Annotated in this window: 13 protein-coding genes; 7 read left to right on the top strand and 6 right to left on the bottom strand. The window is 75.9% G+C overall.

Features of this window, described 5'->3' with window-relative positions; translation table 11 throughout:
- Positions 1 to 27: 27 nt before the first annotated feature.
- The 3 genes from BMZ50_RS04310 to BMZ50_RS04300 are packed head-to-tail and all read right to left on the bottom strand — an operon-like array spanning position 28 to position 7,134.
- On the bottom strand, positions 28 to 2,754 hold the full coding sequence (locus tag BMZ50_RS04310; RefSeq protein WP_091321570.1) for an AAA family ATPase: 2,727 nt from the start codon (positions 2,752 to 2,754) through the stop codon (positions 28 to 30).
- Positions 2,755 to 2,785: 31 nt separating this feature from the next.
- Entirely contained in the window at positions 2,786 to 3,856 is a 1,071-nt protein-coding gene (locus BMZ50_RS04305; RefSeq protein ID WP_245753340.1) for a flavin-containing monooxygenase, read from the bottom strand.
- A gap of 35 nt (positions 3,857 to 3,891) precedes the next feature.
- Complete coding sequence (locus BMZ50_RS04300) at positions 3,892 to 7,134, bottom strand: heavy metal translocating P-type ATPase (protein WP_091321566.1); 3,243 nt, start codon at positions 7,132 to 7,134, stop codon at positions 3,892 to 3,894.
- Positions 7,135 to 7,397: 263 nt separating this feature from the next.
- Here BMZ50_RS04300 and BMZ50_RS04295 point away from each other — a divergent pair, with 263 nt between their 5' ends.
- The 7 genes from BMZ50_RS04295 (at position 7,398) to BMZ50_RS04265 (ending at position 12,842) form a co-directional block, all read left to right on the top strand.
- Positions 7,398 to 7,628: a heavy-metal-associated domain-containing protein gene (locus BMZ50_RS04295; RefSeq protein ID WP_091321565.1), complete on the top strand. Its 231-nt coding sequence runs from the start codon at positions 7,398 to 7,400 to the stop codon at positions 7,626 to 7,628.
- Between the two features lie 47 nt (positions 7,629 to 7,675).
- Entirely contained in the window at positions 7,676 to 8,134 is a 459-nt protein-coding gene (locus BMZ50_RS04290; RefSeq protein WP_218146090.1) for a hypothetical protein, read from the top strand.
- Positions 8,135 to 8,199: 65 nt separating this feature from the next.
- Positions 8,200 to 8,655, top strand: coding sequence for a GNAT family N-acetyltransferase (locus BMZ50_RS04285; RefSeq protein WP_091321563.1), 456 nt, complete (start codon positions 8,200 to 8,202; stop codon positions 8,653 to 8,655).
- A gap of 73 nt (positions 8,656 to 8,728) precedes the next feature.
- Positions 8,729 to 9,631 (top strand): slipin family protein, encoded by a 903-nt coding sequence (locus BMZ50_RS04280; RefSeq protein ID WP_091321562.1) that lies wholly within the window; start codon positions 8,729 to 8,731, stop codon positions 9,629 to 9,631.
- A gap of 48 nt (positions 9,632 to 9,679) precedes the next feature.
- Positions 9,680 to 11,551 carry an NAD+ synthase gene (locus tag BMZ50_RS04275; protein WP_218146089.1) on the top strand — a complete coding sequence of 624 codons (1,872 nt, stop codon included), beginning with the start codon at positions 9,680 to 9,682 and terminating at the stop codon, positions 11,549 to 11,551.
- Positions 11,544 to 12,374 carry a 3-methyl-2-oxobutanoate hydroxymethyltransferase gene (gene panB, locus BMZ50_RS04270; RefSeq protein ID WP_091321560.1) on the top strand — a complete coding sequence of 277 codons (831 nt, stop codon included), beginning with the start codon at positions 11,544 to 11,546 and terminating at the stop codon, positions 12,372 to 12,374. The genes BMZ50_RS04275 and panB overlap by 8 nt, the downstream gene beginning before the upstream one ends.
- A 3-nt stretch (positions 12,375 to 12,377) precedes the next feature.
- A complete protein-coding gene (locus tag BMZ50_RS04265; RefSeq protein WP_091321558.1) occupies positions 12,378 to 12,842 on the top strand; it encodes an ASCH domain-containing protein in 465 nt (154 codons plus the stop codon).
- Here BMZ50_RS04265 and BMZ50_RS04260 read toward each other — a convergent pair.
- The 3 genes from BMZ50_RS04260 to BMZ50_RS04250 form a co-directional block, all read right to left on the bottom strand.
- On the bottom strand, positions 12,752 to 13,165 hold the full coding sequence (locus BMZ50_RS04260; protein WP_245753338.1) for a DUF2784 domain-containing protein: 414 nt from the start codon (positions 13,163 to 13,165) through the stop codon (positions 12,752 to 12,754). The two genes, BMZ50_RS04265 and BMZ50_RS04260, sit on opposite strands and share 91 nt — an antisense overlap.
- A 59-nt stretch (positions 13,166 to 13,224) precedes the next feature.
- On the bottom strand, positions 13,225 to 13,920 hold the full coding sequence (gene npdG, locus BMZ50_RS04255) for an NADPH-dependent F420 reductase (protein WP_091321556.1): 696 nt from the start codon (positions 13,918 to 13,920) through the stop codon (positions 13,225 to 13,227).
- A gap of 83 nt (positions 13,921 to 14,003) precedes the next feature.
- On the bottom strand, positions 14,004 to 14,186 hold the full coding sequence (locus BMZ50_RS04250; protein WP_091321554.1) for a hypothetical protein: 183 nt from the start codon (positions 14,184 to 14,186) through the stop codon (positions 14,004 to 14,006).
- Position 14,187 lies beyond the last annotated feature (1 nt).

Here is a 14,187-nt window from a genome sequence, read left to right as displayed (position 1 = left end):
ACCGAGAACGGTTGGTGGAAGAGATCCTCAGTCCAGGGAGAGCGCCGCCAGCTCGGTGCGGCTGGTCACGCCGAGCTTGGCGAAGACGTTGCGCAGGTGGAAGTCGATGGTGCGGGGGCTGAGGAACAGCCGGGCGGCGATGTCCCGGTTGGACAGCCCCTGCCGGACCAGGCCGGCGACCTGCCGCTCCTGCGGGGTGAGCGCCGGGACGTCGGTGGCCTCCCGCCGGCGCGCCGTCTCCCCGGAGGCGCGCAGCTCCTGGCGGGCCTGCTCGGCCCAGGGCTCGGCGCCCAGCTCGTCGAAGGTCCCCAGCGCCGCGCGCAGGTGCGGGCGGGCGTCGACCCGCCGCCGGGCGCGGCGCAGGAACCGGCCGTAGGCCAGCTCGGTGCGCGCCCGGGCCGGTGCCCGCTGCGCGCGGTCGTGCGCGGCCAGTGCCGCCCGGAAGTGCTCCTCCGCGTCGGCGTCCTCGGCGAGCAGCGCGCGGCCGTGGGCGGTCAGGGCGGCGGCCCACGGCGCGCCGGTGCCCCCCGCGTAGGACGCCAGCTCCGCCACCCACCCGCGGGCGGCGTCCGGCCGGCCGGCCTGGAGCGCGGCCTCGATGCGGTCCAGCGCGGCGAGCTGGCCGACGGGGATCGAGGTGATCCGCTCGAACCAGCTCAGACCGCCGGACGGCTCCGCCGCGGCGAGGAGACCGCGCGCCCAGTTCGCCAGGCCGGTCACGACCTCGGTGACGATGCCCAGCGGCACGGCGGCGGCGATCCGGTCGAACTCGGCCAGGTACCCGGCGGCGCGCCCGGTCTCCCCGCGCAGCGCGGCCAGGAGCGCCAGCGTGGCCGTGGGCCAGGCGGCGAGCACCGGCTGCCCGGAGTTCTCGGCCAGGGTCAGCGCCTCGCCGGCACCGGTGGCCGCCGCGGCCCAGCGGCCGGTGGCCAGCTCGGGGAGGTTCCGGCGGGTCAGCGCGTGCACGACCATGACCAGCGCCCCGGTGTCGCGCGCGCGCCGCAGCAGCCGGTCCTGCAGCCGCAGCCCCGCCTCGTCGTCGCCCAGCGGCCAGGTGGCGACGCCGAGGTTGAGCAGCAGGTCCTCGTCGGCGACCACGTCGAGCTCGTCGGCGAGGTCGAGCGCCGCCCGCAGGCACGGCGTGGACCGGTGCCACTCGGCCCGCGCGACGGCGTCCAGGCCGTGCACCAGCGGGACCAGGCAGCGGTCCCGCACCGGCGAGCCGGGGTCGACGTCGGGCAGCAGCCGCGTGGGGTCCAGCGGGCTGCCGGAGCGGGCGCCGGAGGCGGCCAGGGCGGCGCCGAGCATCGCCAGGTCACCGGCGAGGCGCCGGTCGTGGGGAGCGACCTCGGCGGCCGCCTCCAGCACCATCCGGTGCGCCTCGTCCTGCGAGCTGCCGTGGAACTCGACGTGCGCCCGCAGCCGGCGCAGATCCGCGCGCAGCGCGGGTTCGGCGGTCAGGGCGAGGCCGGCGTCGGCCAGCGCCCGCGCCCGGCCCGGCTGGGCGGCCAGCCACGCGGAGACCGCGGCGCGGGACAGCCGCCGGGCCCGCTCCTCCCCTACCGGGGACAGCTCCGCCGCCCGCTCCCACGCGGCGCAGGCCGCCTCGTGGCCGCCCCGGGTCAGGGCGCGCTCGGCCGCGGCGTCGAGCGCGGCGACCACCCCCTCGTCGGGTTCCTCGACCGAGGCGGCCAGGTGCCAGGCGCGGCGGTCGACGTCGTCGGGGCCGGTGAGCACCGCGGCCAGCGCGCGGTGGGCCCGCCGCCGCCCCGAGCTGGTGGCCGCGCCGTAGACCGCCGACCGGACCAGCGGGTGGCGCAGCTCGACCGCGCCGTCGCGGATCCGCAGCAGCCCGGACCGCTCCGCCGCCTCCATCCCCGGCTCGGCGACGGCGAGCTCGCGAGCGGCCTGCCGGACCACCGCCGCCCGCCCGGAGTCGTCGGCGGCGGCGACCAGCAGCAGGGTCTGGGCCTCGTCGGGCAGCCGCCGGCAGCGGTCGAGGAACGCCCGCTCGACACCCTCGGTCAGCGGCAGCCGCTCGGGCAGCGGCGCGGCACCGGACAGCTGGGCCGGGGTCAGTGCCTCGGCGAGCTCGACCAGCGCGAGGGGGTTGGCCGCGGTGCCGGCCAGCAGCGCGTCGCGGACCTCCACCGGCACCGGCGCCCCGGCCCGTTCGCTGAGCAGCGCGCCGGCGGCCGCGACGTCGATGCCGCCGAGCTCGACGGCCGGCAGGTCGCCGCTGTCGAAGGCGCGCACGTCGCCGGTGCGGGCGGCGAACAGCAGCGCCACGCGTTCGTTCTGCAGCCGGCGGGCGACGAACAGCAGCGCGGCCGCCGACGCGTCGTCCAGCCAGTGCGCGTCGTCGACGACGGCCAGCACCGGCGCCTGCTCCCCCGCCTCGGCGAGCACGCCGAGGGCGCCGAGGAAGACCAGGAAGCGGTCGGCCTCGCCGCCGGCGGCCTCGCCGAACGCGGTGCGCAGCGCCTGCGCCTGCGGGGCGGGCAGCCGGTCGGCGCAGCCCATCACCGGCCGGAGCAGCCGCTGCAGGGCGGCGAAGGCCAGCGGGGACTCCGACTCGATGCCCTGTGTCCACAGCACCGTCGCGCCGCCGGTCGTGGCGGCCGCGTCCGCCAGCAGCGCCGACTTGCCGACGCCGGGCTGCCCGCGCAGCACCAGCGCGCCGCCGCGGCCGGCGGCCGCCTCCCCGCGCAGCGCCGCCACCGCGGCCCGTTCCCGCTCCCGCCCCTGCAGCACCGGGGCAGCCTAGAACCGGCCGTGAGGGGTTTCAGCCGGCGACCGGCTCCCGCGTGCCGGCACCCAGCAGCCCGGCCAGGTGCGCGGCATCCTCGGCCACGAAACCCAGCAGCGCCGAGCCGCGGGTGTGCTGCCAGGGCAGGCCGAGGAAGTACAGCCCCGGCACCGGGCTGACGCCGCGGGTGTGCCGGACCCGCCCGTCGGCGACCGCGTCCGGGACGTCGAGCCAGCGCCAGTCCGGGCGGAAGCCGGTCGCCCACACGACCCCCGCGGCGTCCAGGGAGCCGCCGTCGGCGAACCCGACCGTGGTGCCGGAGGCGCTCACCGCGCGGGGCCGCAGCTCGATCCCGCGGGCGCGCAGCGCCGGCCAGCTGGTGCCGATGACCAGCTCCCGGTCGCGCAGCCGGCGACCCGGCCGGGAGTCGGCCGTCACGCGCATCAGCCCCGACCGGGTGAGCCACCAGAACAGGTCCCGGCCCAGCAGGCGCTGCGGCACGGCCCGCGGCCGGGTGCCGACCGCCAGGGTCACCGGGCGGCCGGAGCCGGCCAGCTCCTCGGCGATCTGCACCCCCGAGTTGCCCGCGCCCACCACCAGCACGGGCCCGTCGGGGAGGTCGGCCGGGCGCCGGTAGCCGGTGCTGTGCAGCTGCACCACTTCCGGGGCGAGCTCCGGCGCCCACCCGGGGACGTGCGGCGCGCCGAAGGCGCCCGTGGCGACGACGACCCGGCGGGCGGCGATCGCCCCGTCCCCGGTCTCCGCGACAAAGCCGCGGTCGGCGGGCGCCAGCCGGGTCACCCGGGTGCCGAGCGCCACCGGCAGCCCGAAGGTCTCGGCGTAGAGCTCCAGGTAGGCGGCGACGGCGTCCTTGCCCGGGTGGGTGCCGGCGGTCGCGGGGAACGGGAGGTCGGGCAGCCCGTCGTACTCCGCGGCGGTGAACAGCCGCAGCGAGTCCCACCGGGAGCGCCACACATCCCCGATCCGGGTGCCGGCATCGACCAGCCCGAAGCCGACGCCGCGCCGCTGCAGCTCCCGGCCGAGCGCCAGGCCGGCCTGCCCGGCGCCGATCACCAGGACGTCCAGGGGCTCGGTGCGTCGCTCCACGAGCGTGATCATCTCCGACCGCCGGGCTGCGGCGACTACCGGGCCGCGACGGTGAACGGCACGGTGAGCACGCTGCCGTCCGCCAGGCGGAACTGCCCCCACAGCCGGTAGGGCCCCGGGGTGGGGAACGCGGCGTGCACGTCGAGCTCGGGACCGAACTCCTGGCCGGGGAGGGCGAACACCGGGTCGCCGTCGGCGTCCTCGACGTCGGCGTGCTCGTGCGCGAACGTCGTCCCGTCCCCGCGCATGACCACGACGTGCCCGGCGGCGGCGAGGTAGGGCCGCAGGTCGGTCAGCGGCCGGCCGGTGGTGGCATCGGTGAAGGAGAAGCGCAGATCGCTGGTCTCCCCCGCCACGGCGTCGCCCTCGAGCTGGACCCGGACACCGTCGACGACCCGGATGCGCGGGCCGGCCTCGACGGGAACCGCTGCGGGGGCCGGGCCGTCGACGGTGAGCGTCGCGACGTCGTGGACGTCGCCCATCTCGCCCTGCCGGCGGAACTCGGTGTCGATCCGGTAGCTGCCGGCGGTCGGGAAGGTGAGCTCGACGGCGAGCTCACCGGGGCGGCCGGTGGGCTCGGGGTGCACGTGGGCGAACGTGCCGAGGTCGGCGCGCGTGGCGATCAGGTGCGCCCACACCTCGTGGCTGCGGGCGAGGTCGCCCATCGGCTCGCCGGTCGCGACATCGACCAGCCGCACGACGACCCGGGTCGGCTCGCCGGGACGGACGCCGTCGGGCACGTCGAGCCGGACGTCGATCCCGGCGTCCACCGAGGACGCCGGCTCGATCTGCGCGGTCATCATCGTGCTCATCGCCGGGCGCATGGGCATGCCGGTCGACTGGGTCCAGGCCAGGACGCCGTTCATGCCCCGCTGCGCGGCGTCGGTGCGGCTGAGCGCGGTGAGCCCGGCGCCGATCGCCAGGGCGAGGACCGCCACACCGCCGAGGAAGGCGTACTGGCCCACCCGGGCGCGCAGCGGGGGACGCAGGATCTCCGCGGCGCCGGCCGGGCGCCGGAAGCCGCGCAGCCGCAGCGCGTTGGTGACCACGCTGACCGAGCTCATCGCCATGGCCGCGGCGGCCAGCACCGGGTCCAGCAGCAGACCGTCGGCCCAGTAGAGGGCGCCGGCGGCCACCGGGATCAGCAGCACGTTGTAGGCGAAGGCCCAGGCCAGGCCCTGCTTGATGGTGGTGACCGTGCGGCGGGAGAGCGCGATCGCGGACACGATGCCGCGCAGGTCGCCGCCGACCAGGGTGACGTCGGAGGCGGCGACGGCCACGTCGGTGCCGGTGCCGACGGCGATGCCGAGGTCGGCCTGCGCCAGGGCGGGGGCGTCGTTGATGCCGTCGCCGCACATCGCCACGACCTGACCGGCCGCCTGCAGCGCCGCGACCTGCTCGGCCTTCTGCGCGGGCAGCACCTCGGCCAGCACGTGCTCGATGCCCACCTGGGCGGCGATCGCCCGCGCGGTGGTGCCGGTGTCACCGGTGAGCATCCACACCTGCAGGCCCAGCGCCTTCAGCTGGGCGACCGCCTCGGCCGACTCGGGCCGCACCGGGTCAGCCACCGGGATCAGCGCGGCCGGCTCGTCGTCGACGGCGACGTACACCGGTGTCGCCCCGGCCCGCGCCGCCTCGTCGGCGGCGGGGGCGAGGGGCGTCAGGTCGAGGCCGCCCAGCAGCGCCCGGTTGCCGACGCGGATCCGCCGGCCGCCGACCACCGCCTCGATGCCGGAGCCGGGCAGCGCCTGGAACGAGGTGAGCGCGGGCGGCACCAGCCCGCGCTCGCGGGCGGCGGCCACGAGCGCCTCGCCCAGCGGGTGCTCGCTGCCGGCCTCGGCGGCGGCCACGAGGGCCAGGACGTCGTCCTCCCGCCAGGAGCCGGCCGTGGTGACGCCGGTGACGGCCGGCCGGCCGCGGGTGATCGTGCCGGTCTTGTCGAGCACCACGGCGGTCAGCTGCTTCGCGGTCTCCAGCGCCTGGCCGTCCCCGATGAGGATGCCCAGCTCGGCGGCCTTGCCGGTGCCGACCATCACCGCGGTCGGCGTGGCCAGTCCCAGCGCGCAGGGGCAGGCGATGATCAGCACGGCGAGGGTGGTGCCGATCGCCATGGTCAGCCGGCCGGTGTCCGGCCCGAACAGCACCCAGCCGGCGAAGGTGGCCACGGCGGCGACGAGCACCGCGGGCACGAACCAGGCCGAGACCCGGTCGGCCAGCCGCTGCATGGGCGCCTTGGCGCCCTGCGCGTCGCCGACCAGCCGGACGATCTGGGCCAGCGTGCTGTCGGCCCCGACGGCGGTGGCCCGGACGACGACCGAGCCGGTGCGGTTGAGGGTGGCGCCGATGACCGGGTCGCCGGCCCGCTTCTCCACCGGCAGCGGCTCGCCGGTGAGCATGCTCTCGTCCACGGTCGAGGAGCCGGCGGTCACGACGCCGTCGACGGGCACCTTCTCCCCGGGCCGGACGCGGACCAGGTCGCCCACCACGACGTCCCCGACGGGCACGTCCACCTCGACGTCCCCGCGCACCACCCGGGCGGTCCGGGGAGCGAGCCCGACGAGGGCGGTGAGCGCGGCGGTGGTGCGCTTCTTGGCCCGGCCCTCCATCCACCGGCCCATCAGCACCAGGGCGACGATGACCAGCGAGGTCTCGTAGTAGACGTGCAGCGGCAGGCCCCACCGCTCGGCGGCGGCCGGCCACAGGGTGACGAACGCGCTGTAGCCGTAGGCGAAGGCGGTGCCGAGCGCGACGAGGGTGTTCATGTTCGTGGCGCCGTGCCGGGCGGCGGCCCAGGCCGCGGCGTAGATGGACCCGCCGGCCCAGAACTGCACGACCGTGGCGACCACCAGGACCGCCGGCATCAGCCAGTCCATCGCGTCCAGCGGCAGCGGCACGTACATCAGGACCATCAGCCCCAGGCCGGCGGCGAGCGCCACCTGCCAGCGCCGCTTCAGCGCGGCGAGGGCGGTGTCCCGCTCGTCGCCCTCCAGCGGGCCCGGCGCCGGCTCCTCGGGCGCACCGCGGAGGGTGGCGCCGTAGCCGGCGGCCACGACCACCTCGGCCAGCGCGGCGGGGGCCACCCGCCGCGGGTCGAAGTCCACCGCCGCGGTCTCGGTGGCCAGGTTGACGCGGGCGTCGAGGACGCCGTCCAGCCGGCGCAGCGCCTTCTCCACCCGGCCGACGCACGAGGCGCAGGTCATGCCGTGGATGTCGAGCGCGCAGGTCCCGAGGGTGTCCGGCGGGGTCGCCTCCGCCGCGGTCGGCAGTGTCGTCGTCATGCGGCGAGGCTCGCGGGAGCGGACCGGTGAGCGCGCCGGGGAAATCGCCGGGGCCGGCGCGCTCGACGGGCGGGTCGCCCCCGTCACGGGCGCGAGCCATCGGTGCGGCGATCGCCCGGCGGCTGATCGCCGACGGCGCCGCGGTGCTGCTGCACCCGTGGTGGCCCGGCGGTTCACCCGGTGCTTCTCCCGGCGCGAGCACCGGTGCCCGGCCCGGAATCTCGGATCGTCCGATCCACCGCACTCCCCCGGAGCCCCTCGTGATGACCTCCACGCCCCGCACCTTCGTCGGCACCACCACCTTCCGGGTCACCGGCATGGCCTGCGGCCACTGCGAGCGTGCCCTCACCCAGGAGATCAGCCGGGTCGACGGCGTCCGCGACGTCGCCGTCGACCTACCCACCGGCACGGTCACCGTCTCGGTCGACCGGGCCGTCGACCGCTCCGACATCGCCGCGGCCGTCGACGAGGCGGGCTACGCCCTCGTGCCCTGAGCCCGCCCCGCTGCCCTGATCCCGTCCCGACCGCAGGAGGTCCCGCCATGTCCCTCACCCGCCCGGCTCCGGGCCGCACGCCCGCCACCCCCGAGCCCGCCGAGTCCCGCACCGCCCGGCGCCGCCGCGCCCGCACGCTCGTCCTGCACTACCTCGAGATGGTCGTCGCGATGGCCGTCGGGATGGTCGCCCTGCACCCGGTGTGGTCGTTCGTGCTCGACGCCCTCGGCTGGGGAGCGGTGCTCGACGCCCCCGAGCCGATGGCGATGATCATGGCGACGAACATGACGATCGGGATGACGCTGGTCATGCGCTGGCGCCGGCACGGCTGGCGCGCCTGCGCCGAGATGGCCGCGGCGATGTACCTGCCCTTCGCCGTGCTGTTCGTCCCGATGTGGGCCGGGCTCCTCTCCAGCGGCGACATGCTCCTGTGGGGGCACGTCCTGATGCTGGTCGCCATGGCCGGCGCGATGGCGATCCGCCCCCACGAGTACGCCCACTGCTGACCGCCGCGGGAACGGGCGGGCCGCTCGCCCGTTCCCCGCGTACCCGACCCCGGAAGGACCCGCCCATGTCCCCCGCCACCGTCCGCCGCGCCGGCCCCGACGACGCCGCCGCGGTGCTGACCCTCGTCCGGGAGATCGCCGCCCACGAGGGCGACGTCTCCGACGTCCGCAGCGACCTGGCCACCTGGACGGCGATGCTGGCCCGCCCGGAGGTGCTGGTGCTGCTGGCCGAGCGGGACGGCGAGCCGGTCGGCTACGTGTCCGTCGTCCGCCGGCTGCACCTGTGGCTGGGCCGGGACATCCTCGGCCTGGACGACCTGTTCGTGCGCGACGGGCACCGGGACGCCGGCGTCGGCCGGCTGCTCATGGCCGAGCTGGCCCGGATCGCGGCCGCCGAGGAGTTGCTGGTCCGCTGGGAGATGCGGGAGGACAACACCGCCGCCCAGCGGTTCTACCGCCGGCTGGGCGCCACGCTGCGCACGAAGGTGATCGCCGCGTGGCAACCCCGAACTAGCATGTGAGCGCCACCACGAGGGCGCCGCGGTCACGGGCGCGACCTGCGGCCCGGCCGCGGCGCGGGTGGCGGAGGACGAGATGGACGTCGTCTTCGTGGTGCTCGCGGTCGTGGCCGTCGCGCTGTTCCTGCTGGTCGCCGCGAGCGTCCGGGTGGTCACCCAGTACGAGCGCGGGGTGGTGCTGCGCTTCGGCCGGCTGCTGGGCGAGGCCCGCCCACCCGGTCTCACCTTCATCACCCCCGGCGTCGACCGGCTGCACAAGGTGAACCAGCAGATCGTCACCATGCCGGTGCCGGCGCAGGAGGGCATCACCCGGGACAACGTGACCGTCAAGGTCGACGCGGTCGTCTACTACAAGGTCTACGACCCCGTCCGGGTGGTCGTGGCCGTGCAGAACTACCAGGCGGCGATCGCCCAGGTGGCCCAGGCGTCGCTGCGGTCGATCATCGGCAAGAGCGACCTGGACGACCTGCTGTCCAACCGGGAGCGGCTCAACCAGGGGCTGGAGCTGATGCTCGACAACCCGGCGGTCGACTGGGGCATCCACATCGACCGCGTCGACATCAAGGACGTCGCGCTTCCGGAGTCGATGAAGCGGTCGATCGCGCGGCAGGCCGAGGCCGAGCGGGAACGCCGCTCCCGGGTGATCACCGCCGAGGGCGAGCTGCAGGCCTCGGAGAAGCTGGCCCAGGCCGCGGAGGTGATGGCGATCCAGCCGGCCGCGCTGCAGCTGCGCCTGCTGCAGACCATGGTCGAGGTGGCGGCGGAGAAGAACTCGACGGTCGTGCTGCCGTTCCCGGTGGAGCTGCTCCGATTCCTGGAGCGCTCCACCCCACCGGACCCGGCCGCGCCGGTTCCCGTGCCCCGGTCCGCTCCGGCTGCTCCCGCCCCCGGGGCCGGCATGCCGCGATCGGGACGTTCGGGCGGCGACACGCCGGTGGCGCGCGGCACGTCGCATCCCGAACGCCACGAGCCCGGGTAGGGCCCCCTCGCCTGGCCGTGCCCGCGGAGCACCGACGAGGATGGGCGCGTGAGCGAGCTTGCGAGCGAACACGTCGGGCACGGCAGTGAGGGGCGACCGCGGCAGCTGAGGGTCGCGCTGGCCCAGGTCGACACCCGCGTCGGTGACCTCCCCGGCAACGCCGACCTGGTCACCCGGTGGACGGCGAAGGCGGCCGACGCCGGCGCCCACCTCGTCGTCTTCCCCGAGATGACCCTCACCGGCTACCCCCCGGAGGACCTCGTGCTGCGGGAGTCCTTCGCCCGCGCCAGCGAGCACGCCGTCGTCGACCTGGCCGCCACCCTGGCCGACCAGGGGCTGGGTGACGTCGCCGTCGTCGTCGGCTACCTGGCGCACACCGAGGGCGCCGGCCCCGCCCCGGTGGAGTCCATGCCCGAGGACGACCGCCCGGCCGACGCCAACCCGCGCCGCGGCGCCCCGCGCAACGCCGCCGCGCTGCTCCACGGTGGCGAGGTGGTCGTCCGCTACTACAAGCGGCACCTGCCCAACTACGGCGTCTTCGACGAGGCCCGCTACTTCGTGCCCGGCACGGAGCTGCCGATCGTGCGGCTGCACGGCGTCGACGTCGCGCTGACCATCTGCGAGGACCTCTGGGTCGAGGGCGGCCCGTGCGGCGTCGCCGGCCGGGCCGGGGTGGACGTCGTCGCCTCCCCCAACGCCTCGCCCTACGAACGGGCCAAGGACGACCTGCGGCTGCCGCTGGTCCGCCGCCGGGCCGCCGAGGCGCGAGCGACGATCCTGTACTGCAACCAGGTGGGCGGGCAGGACGAGCTGGTCTTCGACGGCGACTCGATGGTGGTCGCCCCGGACGGGGAGCTGCTCGGCCGGGCCCCGCAGTTCGTCGAGCACCTGCTGACCGCCGACCTGACCATCGACCCGTCGTCGGTGCCCGAGCGGCGCGAGGGGCGGATCGGGCCGATGACCGTCACCCGGCACGTGATCTCCGAGGAGCCGGTGCCGCTCGTCGAGCCCCGGCCGCCGTCGATCGCCGAGCCGCTGGAGGACCGCGAGGAGGTCTGGCGGGCGCTGGTGCTGGGCCTGCGCGACTTCATCGACAAGAACGGCATGCCCTCGGTGGTGCTCGGGCTCTCCGGCGGCATCGACTCCGCCGTCGTCGCCGCGCTCGCCGTCGACGCGCTCGGCCCGGACCGGGTGCACGGCGTCGGCCTGCCGTCGAAGTGGTCGACCGAGCACTCCCTGGCCGACGCCGAGGACCTGGCGAAGCGGACCGGGCTGCACTACACGGTCGTCCCGATCGCGCCGATGGTCGACGCGTACCACGGCTCGGTGGAGCTCACCGGCGTCGCGGCGGAGAACCTGCAGGCCCGGGTGCGCGGCACGCTGCTCATGGGGCTGTCCAACCAGCACGGCCACCTGCTGCTGACCACCGGGAACAAGAGCGAGGTGGCGGTCGGCTACTCGACCCTCTACGGCGACTCGGCCGGCGGCTTCGCCCCGATCAAGGACGTGCCCAAGACCCTCGTGTGGGAGCTGGCCCGCTGGCGCAACGCGCACGCCCGCGCGCGCGGTGAGACCGAGCCGATCCCGCAGAACTCGATCGACAAGCCGCCGTCGGCCGAGCTGGCCCCCGGCCAGGTCGACACCGACTCGCTGCCCTCCTACGAGGAGCTGGACGCGGTCATCGCCGACTACGTCGACCACGACCTGGGGATGGCCGACCTGCTCGAGCGCGGCCACGACCCCGAGATCGTCGCGCGGGTGCTGCGGCTGATCGACAGCGCGGAGTTCAAGCGCCGGCAGTCGGCGCCGGGAACGAAGATCAGCCTGAAGGCGTTCGGCCGGGATCGGCGTCTGCCGATCACCAACCGCTGGCGGGAGAGCCTGCCCAGCGTCCGCGAAGGAGCGGCAGCACATGAGTGAGTCGGTGCTCTACGGCGGGACGTCCACCGCCCGGGTGCGGGTGCACCACCTGCAGCAGGCCAAGGAGCGCGGCGAGAAGTGGGCGATGCTCACCGCCTACGACACCTACAGCGCGGCCATCTTCGAGGAGGCCGGCATCCCGGTCATGCTCGTCGGCGACTCCTCGGGCAACGTCGTCCTCGGCTACTCGAGCACCGTGCCGGTGACCGTCGAGGACATCCTGCTGATGACCAAGGCCGTCACCCGCTCCACCAAGCGGTCGCTGATCGTGGCCGACCTGCCCTTCGGCAGCTACGAGTCCGGGCCGCAGCAGGCGTTCGCGACCGCCGTCCGAATGATGAAGGAGGGCGGCGCGCAGGCGGTCAAGCTCGAGGGCGGTGCGCGGGTCGCGCCGCAGATCAGGCTGCTGCACGACTCCGGCATCCCGGTGATGGCGCACATCGGCTTCACGCCGCAGAGCGAGCACGCCCTCGGCGGCTTCCGGGTGCAGGGCCGCGGCGCCGGTGCCGAGCAGCTGCTCGCCGACGCGCACGCCGTCCAGGAGGCCGGGGCGTTCGCCGTCGTCCTGGAGATGGTGCCCGCCGAGCTGGCCGCCCAGGTCACCAAGGAGCTGTCCATCCCCACGATCGGCATCGGCGCCGGCGTGGACTGCGACGCCCAGGTGCTGGTCTGGCCGGACATGGCCGGGCTCAACGGCGGCCGGGTGCCGAAGTTCGTGAAGAAGTACGCCGACCTGCGTGCCGAACTGCTGCGCGCGGCCCAGGAGTTCGCCGACGACGTCCGCGGCGGCACCTTCCCCGGCCCCGAGCACTCCTTCGAGTAGCCGATGAGCGCAGCCGGCCCGCGCCCGCCGCGGGTCGCGCTGCTGTCCTTCCGGCAGCCGTTCGCCGACGCCCTGCTCGACGGGCGCAAACGGCACGAGTTCCGTCGCGGCACCGCCGGGTTCGCCCCCGGCGACCTGCTGCTGGTCTACGAGATCGCGCCGGTCTCCCGGGTGATCGGCGTGGCCCGGGTGGGGCGCGTCCACCGCGGCTCGGGCCCGGAACTGGCCGGCATCGAGGAGCACCCGGACCTCAGCGACCTCACCGCCGACTACCTCGGGGACGCCCCGGCCGCCGTGGCCCTGCAGCTGGACGCCGTCCACCGGCTGCCCGACCCGGTACCGCTGGCGGCGCTGGGCCTGGACCGGCCGCCGCGCTCCTACCGCTGGCTGCCCCGGGAGACCTCCTGGCCCGCCGCGGTCCGGGACGGGCTCGCCGCGCTGCGGGAGGAGCGGTGGACCAGCGAGTAGCCGACCACGTTGGGCACGAGTGCGATCAGGTAGATGCCCAGCTGGGTCGAGAACTCATGGATCGGGAAGCCCAGCGGCTCGGTGAGGTAGTGGCCGAGGAATCCGCCGGTGTAGCCGGGTGCACCGGCCCGCTCCCGCAGCCACAGCTCCAGGTCGGTGAGCGGACAGTCGGCGCCGGCCAGGTAGACGCCCAGGATTCCCAGGGCCACCGGCAGGTGCAGCAGCAGGAGGCGCGGCCACCGCAGCGCCAGCAACGAGCCGGTCAGCATGAACAGGACGGCGGCGGCGTGCAGCACCGCGACGGCCGACGCGAGCAGCAGCACGGCCGCAGTGTCCCACCGCCGGGACGCCCCGGACGCCGCGCCGATCGGCCGGCCACGACTCAGACGTCGGTGATCCGGATCCCGGCGTGCACCTTGTACCGGCGGTTGACCGACACCAGGTTGACCGTCAGGGCCTCCACCTGGAAGGCGTTGCGCAGCCGGCCGGCGTAGATGCCGCGCATGCCCGGCAGCCGCCCGGCGAGCGCCTGCACCGTGTCGGTCGCCTCGCGCACGTCGCCGACGACCATCACGTCGCCGTCCAGTGTGGGCCGGGAGAGGTCCTCCAGGAGAACGGCGGAGAGGTGGTGGAAGGCGCCGACCACCTGCGAGTCGGGCAGCAGCGCGGCCGCCTGCTGGGCGACGCTGCCCTCCTCGACCTCCACGACGTAGGCCCCCAGCTCGTCGAAGGCCATGGGGACGACGCAGTCGACGACGATCTTCCCCGCCAGCGGCGTGGCCAGCTCCGCCAGCGTGGCGGCGTGCCCGGCGAAGGGCACCGCGACGATCACCAGGTCGGCGGCGCCGGCGACGTCCACGTTGGACCCGCCCGTCACCGACACCTCCGCCCCACCCGCGGCGGCACCGGCCCGGGCGGCGACCGTGGCGGCCACCTCGGCGGCCCGGTCCGCGTCGCGCGACCCCAGCAGCACCCGCTGGCCGGCGGCGGCCAGCCGCACGGCGAGGCCCCGTCCCTGGGGTCCGGTGCCCCCGAGCACCCCGACGACCAGGTCCTCCACCGAACGTCCGTCAGTCACCTGCCACCTCCCGCGTCGCCGGCCCGCCCGGCGTCCTGCGGCCGATCATGCCCCGGGCCTCCGCGCCCGCCGGCAGTGGTGGCTCAGTCCCCCCTCCAGTCGCGGTCCTCCGCGGTCAGCCGCTCCTCGCGCTCGGCCACCGACTGCAGCGCGTGCTCGGCCTCCTCGCGGGTGGCGTACGGCCCCAGCCGGTGTCGCTCCGCGCAGCCGTCCCGCGTCTCGACGGTGTGGTGCTTGAGGCAGTAGAACCACTGCTCCGGCTCCATC

The organism is Geodermatophilus ruber (assembly GCF_900114385.1).
In the GTDB taxonomy this organism is placed as follows: domain Bacteria; phylum Actinomycetota; class Actinomycetes; order Mycobacteriales; family Geodermatophilaceae; genus Geodermatophilus; species Geodermatophilus ruber.
The sequence above is the reverse complement of the archived record's forward strand: the minus strand, read 5'-3'. Positions and strand labels throughout refer to the sequence as shown.

What these genes read in the sequence shown, in the direction of transcription:
- BMZ50_RS04280 (WP_091321562.1), top strand. Translation starts at nt 8,729, where the DNA reads ATGGACGTCGTCTTCGTGGTGCTCGCGGTCGTGGCCGTCGCGCTGTTC.
- BMZ50_RS04290 (WP_218146090.1), top strand. Translation starts at nt 7,676, where the DNA reads ATGTCCCTCACCCGCCCGGCTCCGGGCCGCACGCCCGCCACCCCCGAG.
- panB (WP_091321560.1), top strand. Translation starts at nt 11,544, where the DNA reads ATGAGTGAGTCGGTGCTCTACGGCGGGACGTCCACCGCCCGGGTGCGG.
- BMZ50_RS04250 (WP_091321554.1), bottom strand. Translation starts at nt 14,186, where the DNA reads ATGGAGCCGGAGCAGTGGTTCTACTGCCTCAAGCACCACACCGTCGAG.
- BMZ50_RS04300 (WP_091321566.1), bottom strand. Translation starts at nt 7,134, where the DNA reads ATGACGACGACACTGCCGACCGCGGCGGAGGCGACCCCGCCGGACACC.
- BMZ50_RS04265 (WP_091321558.1), top strand. Translation starts at nt 12,378, where the DNA reads ATGAGCGCAGCCGGCCCGCGCCCGCCGCGGGTCGCGCTGCTGTCCTTC.
- BMZ50_RS04295 (WP_091321565.1), top strand. Translation starts at nt 7,398, where the DNA reads ATGACCTCCACGCCCCGCACCTTCGTCGGCACCACCACCTTCCGGGTC.
- BMZ50_RS04285 (WP_091321563.1), top strand. Translation starts at nt 8,200, where the DNA reads ATGTCCCCCGCCACCGTCCGCCGCGCCGGCCCCGACGACGCCGCCGCG.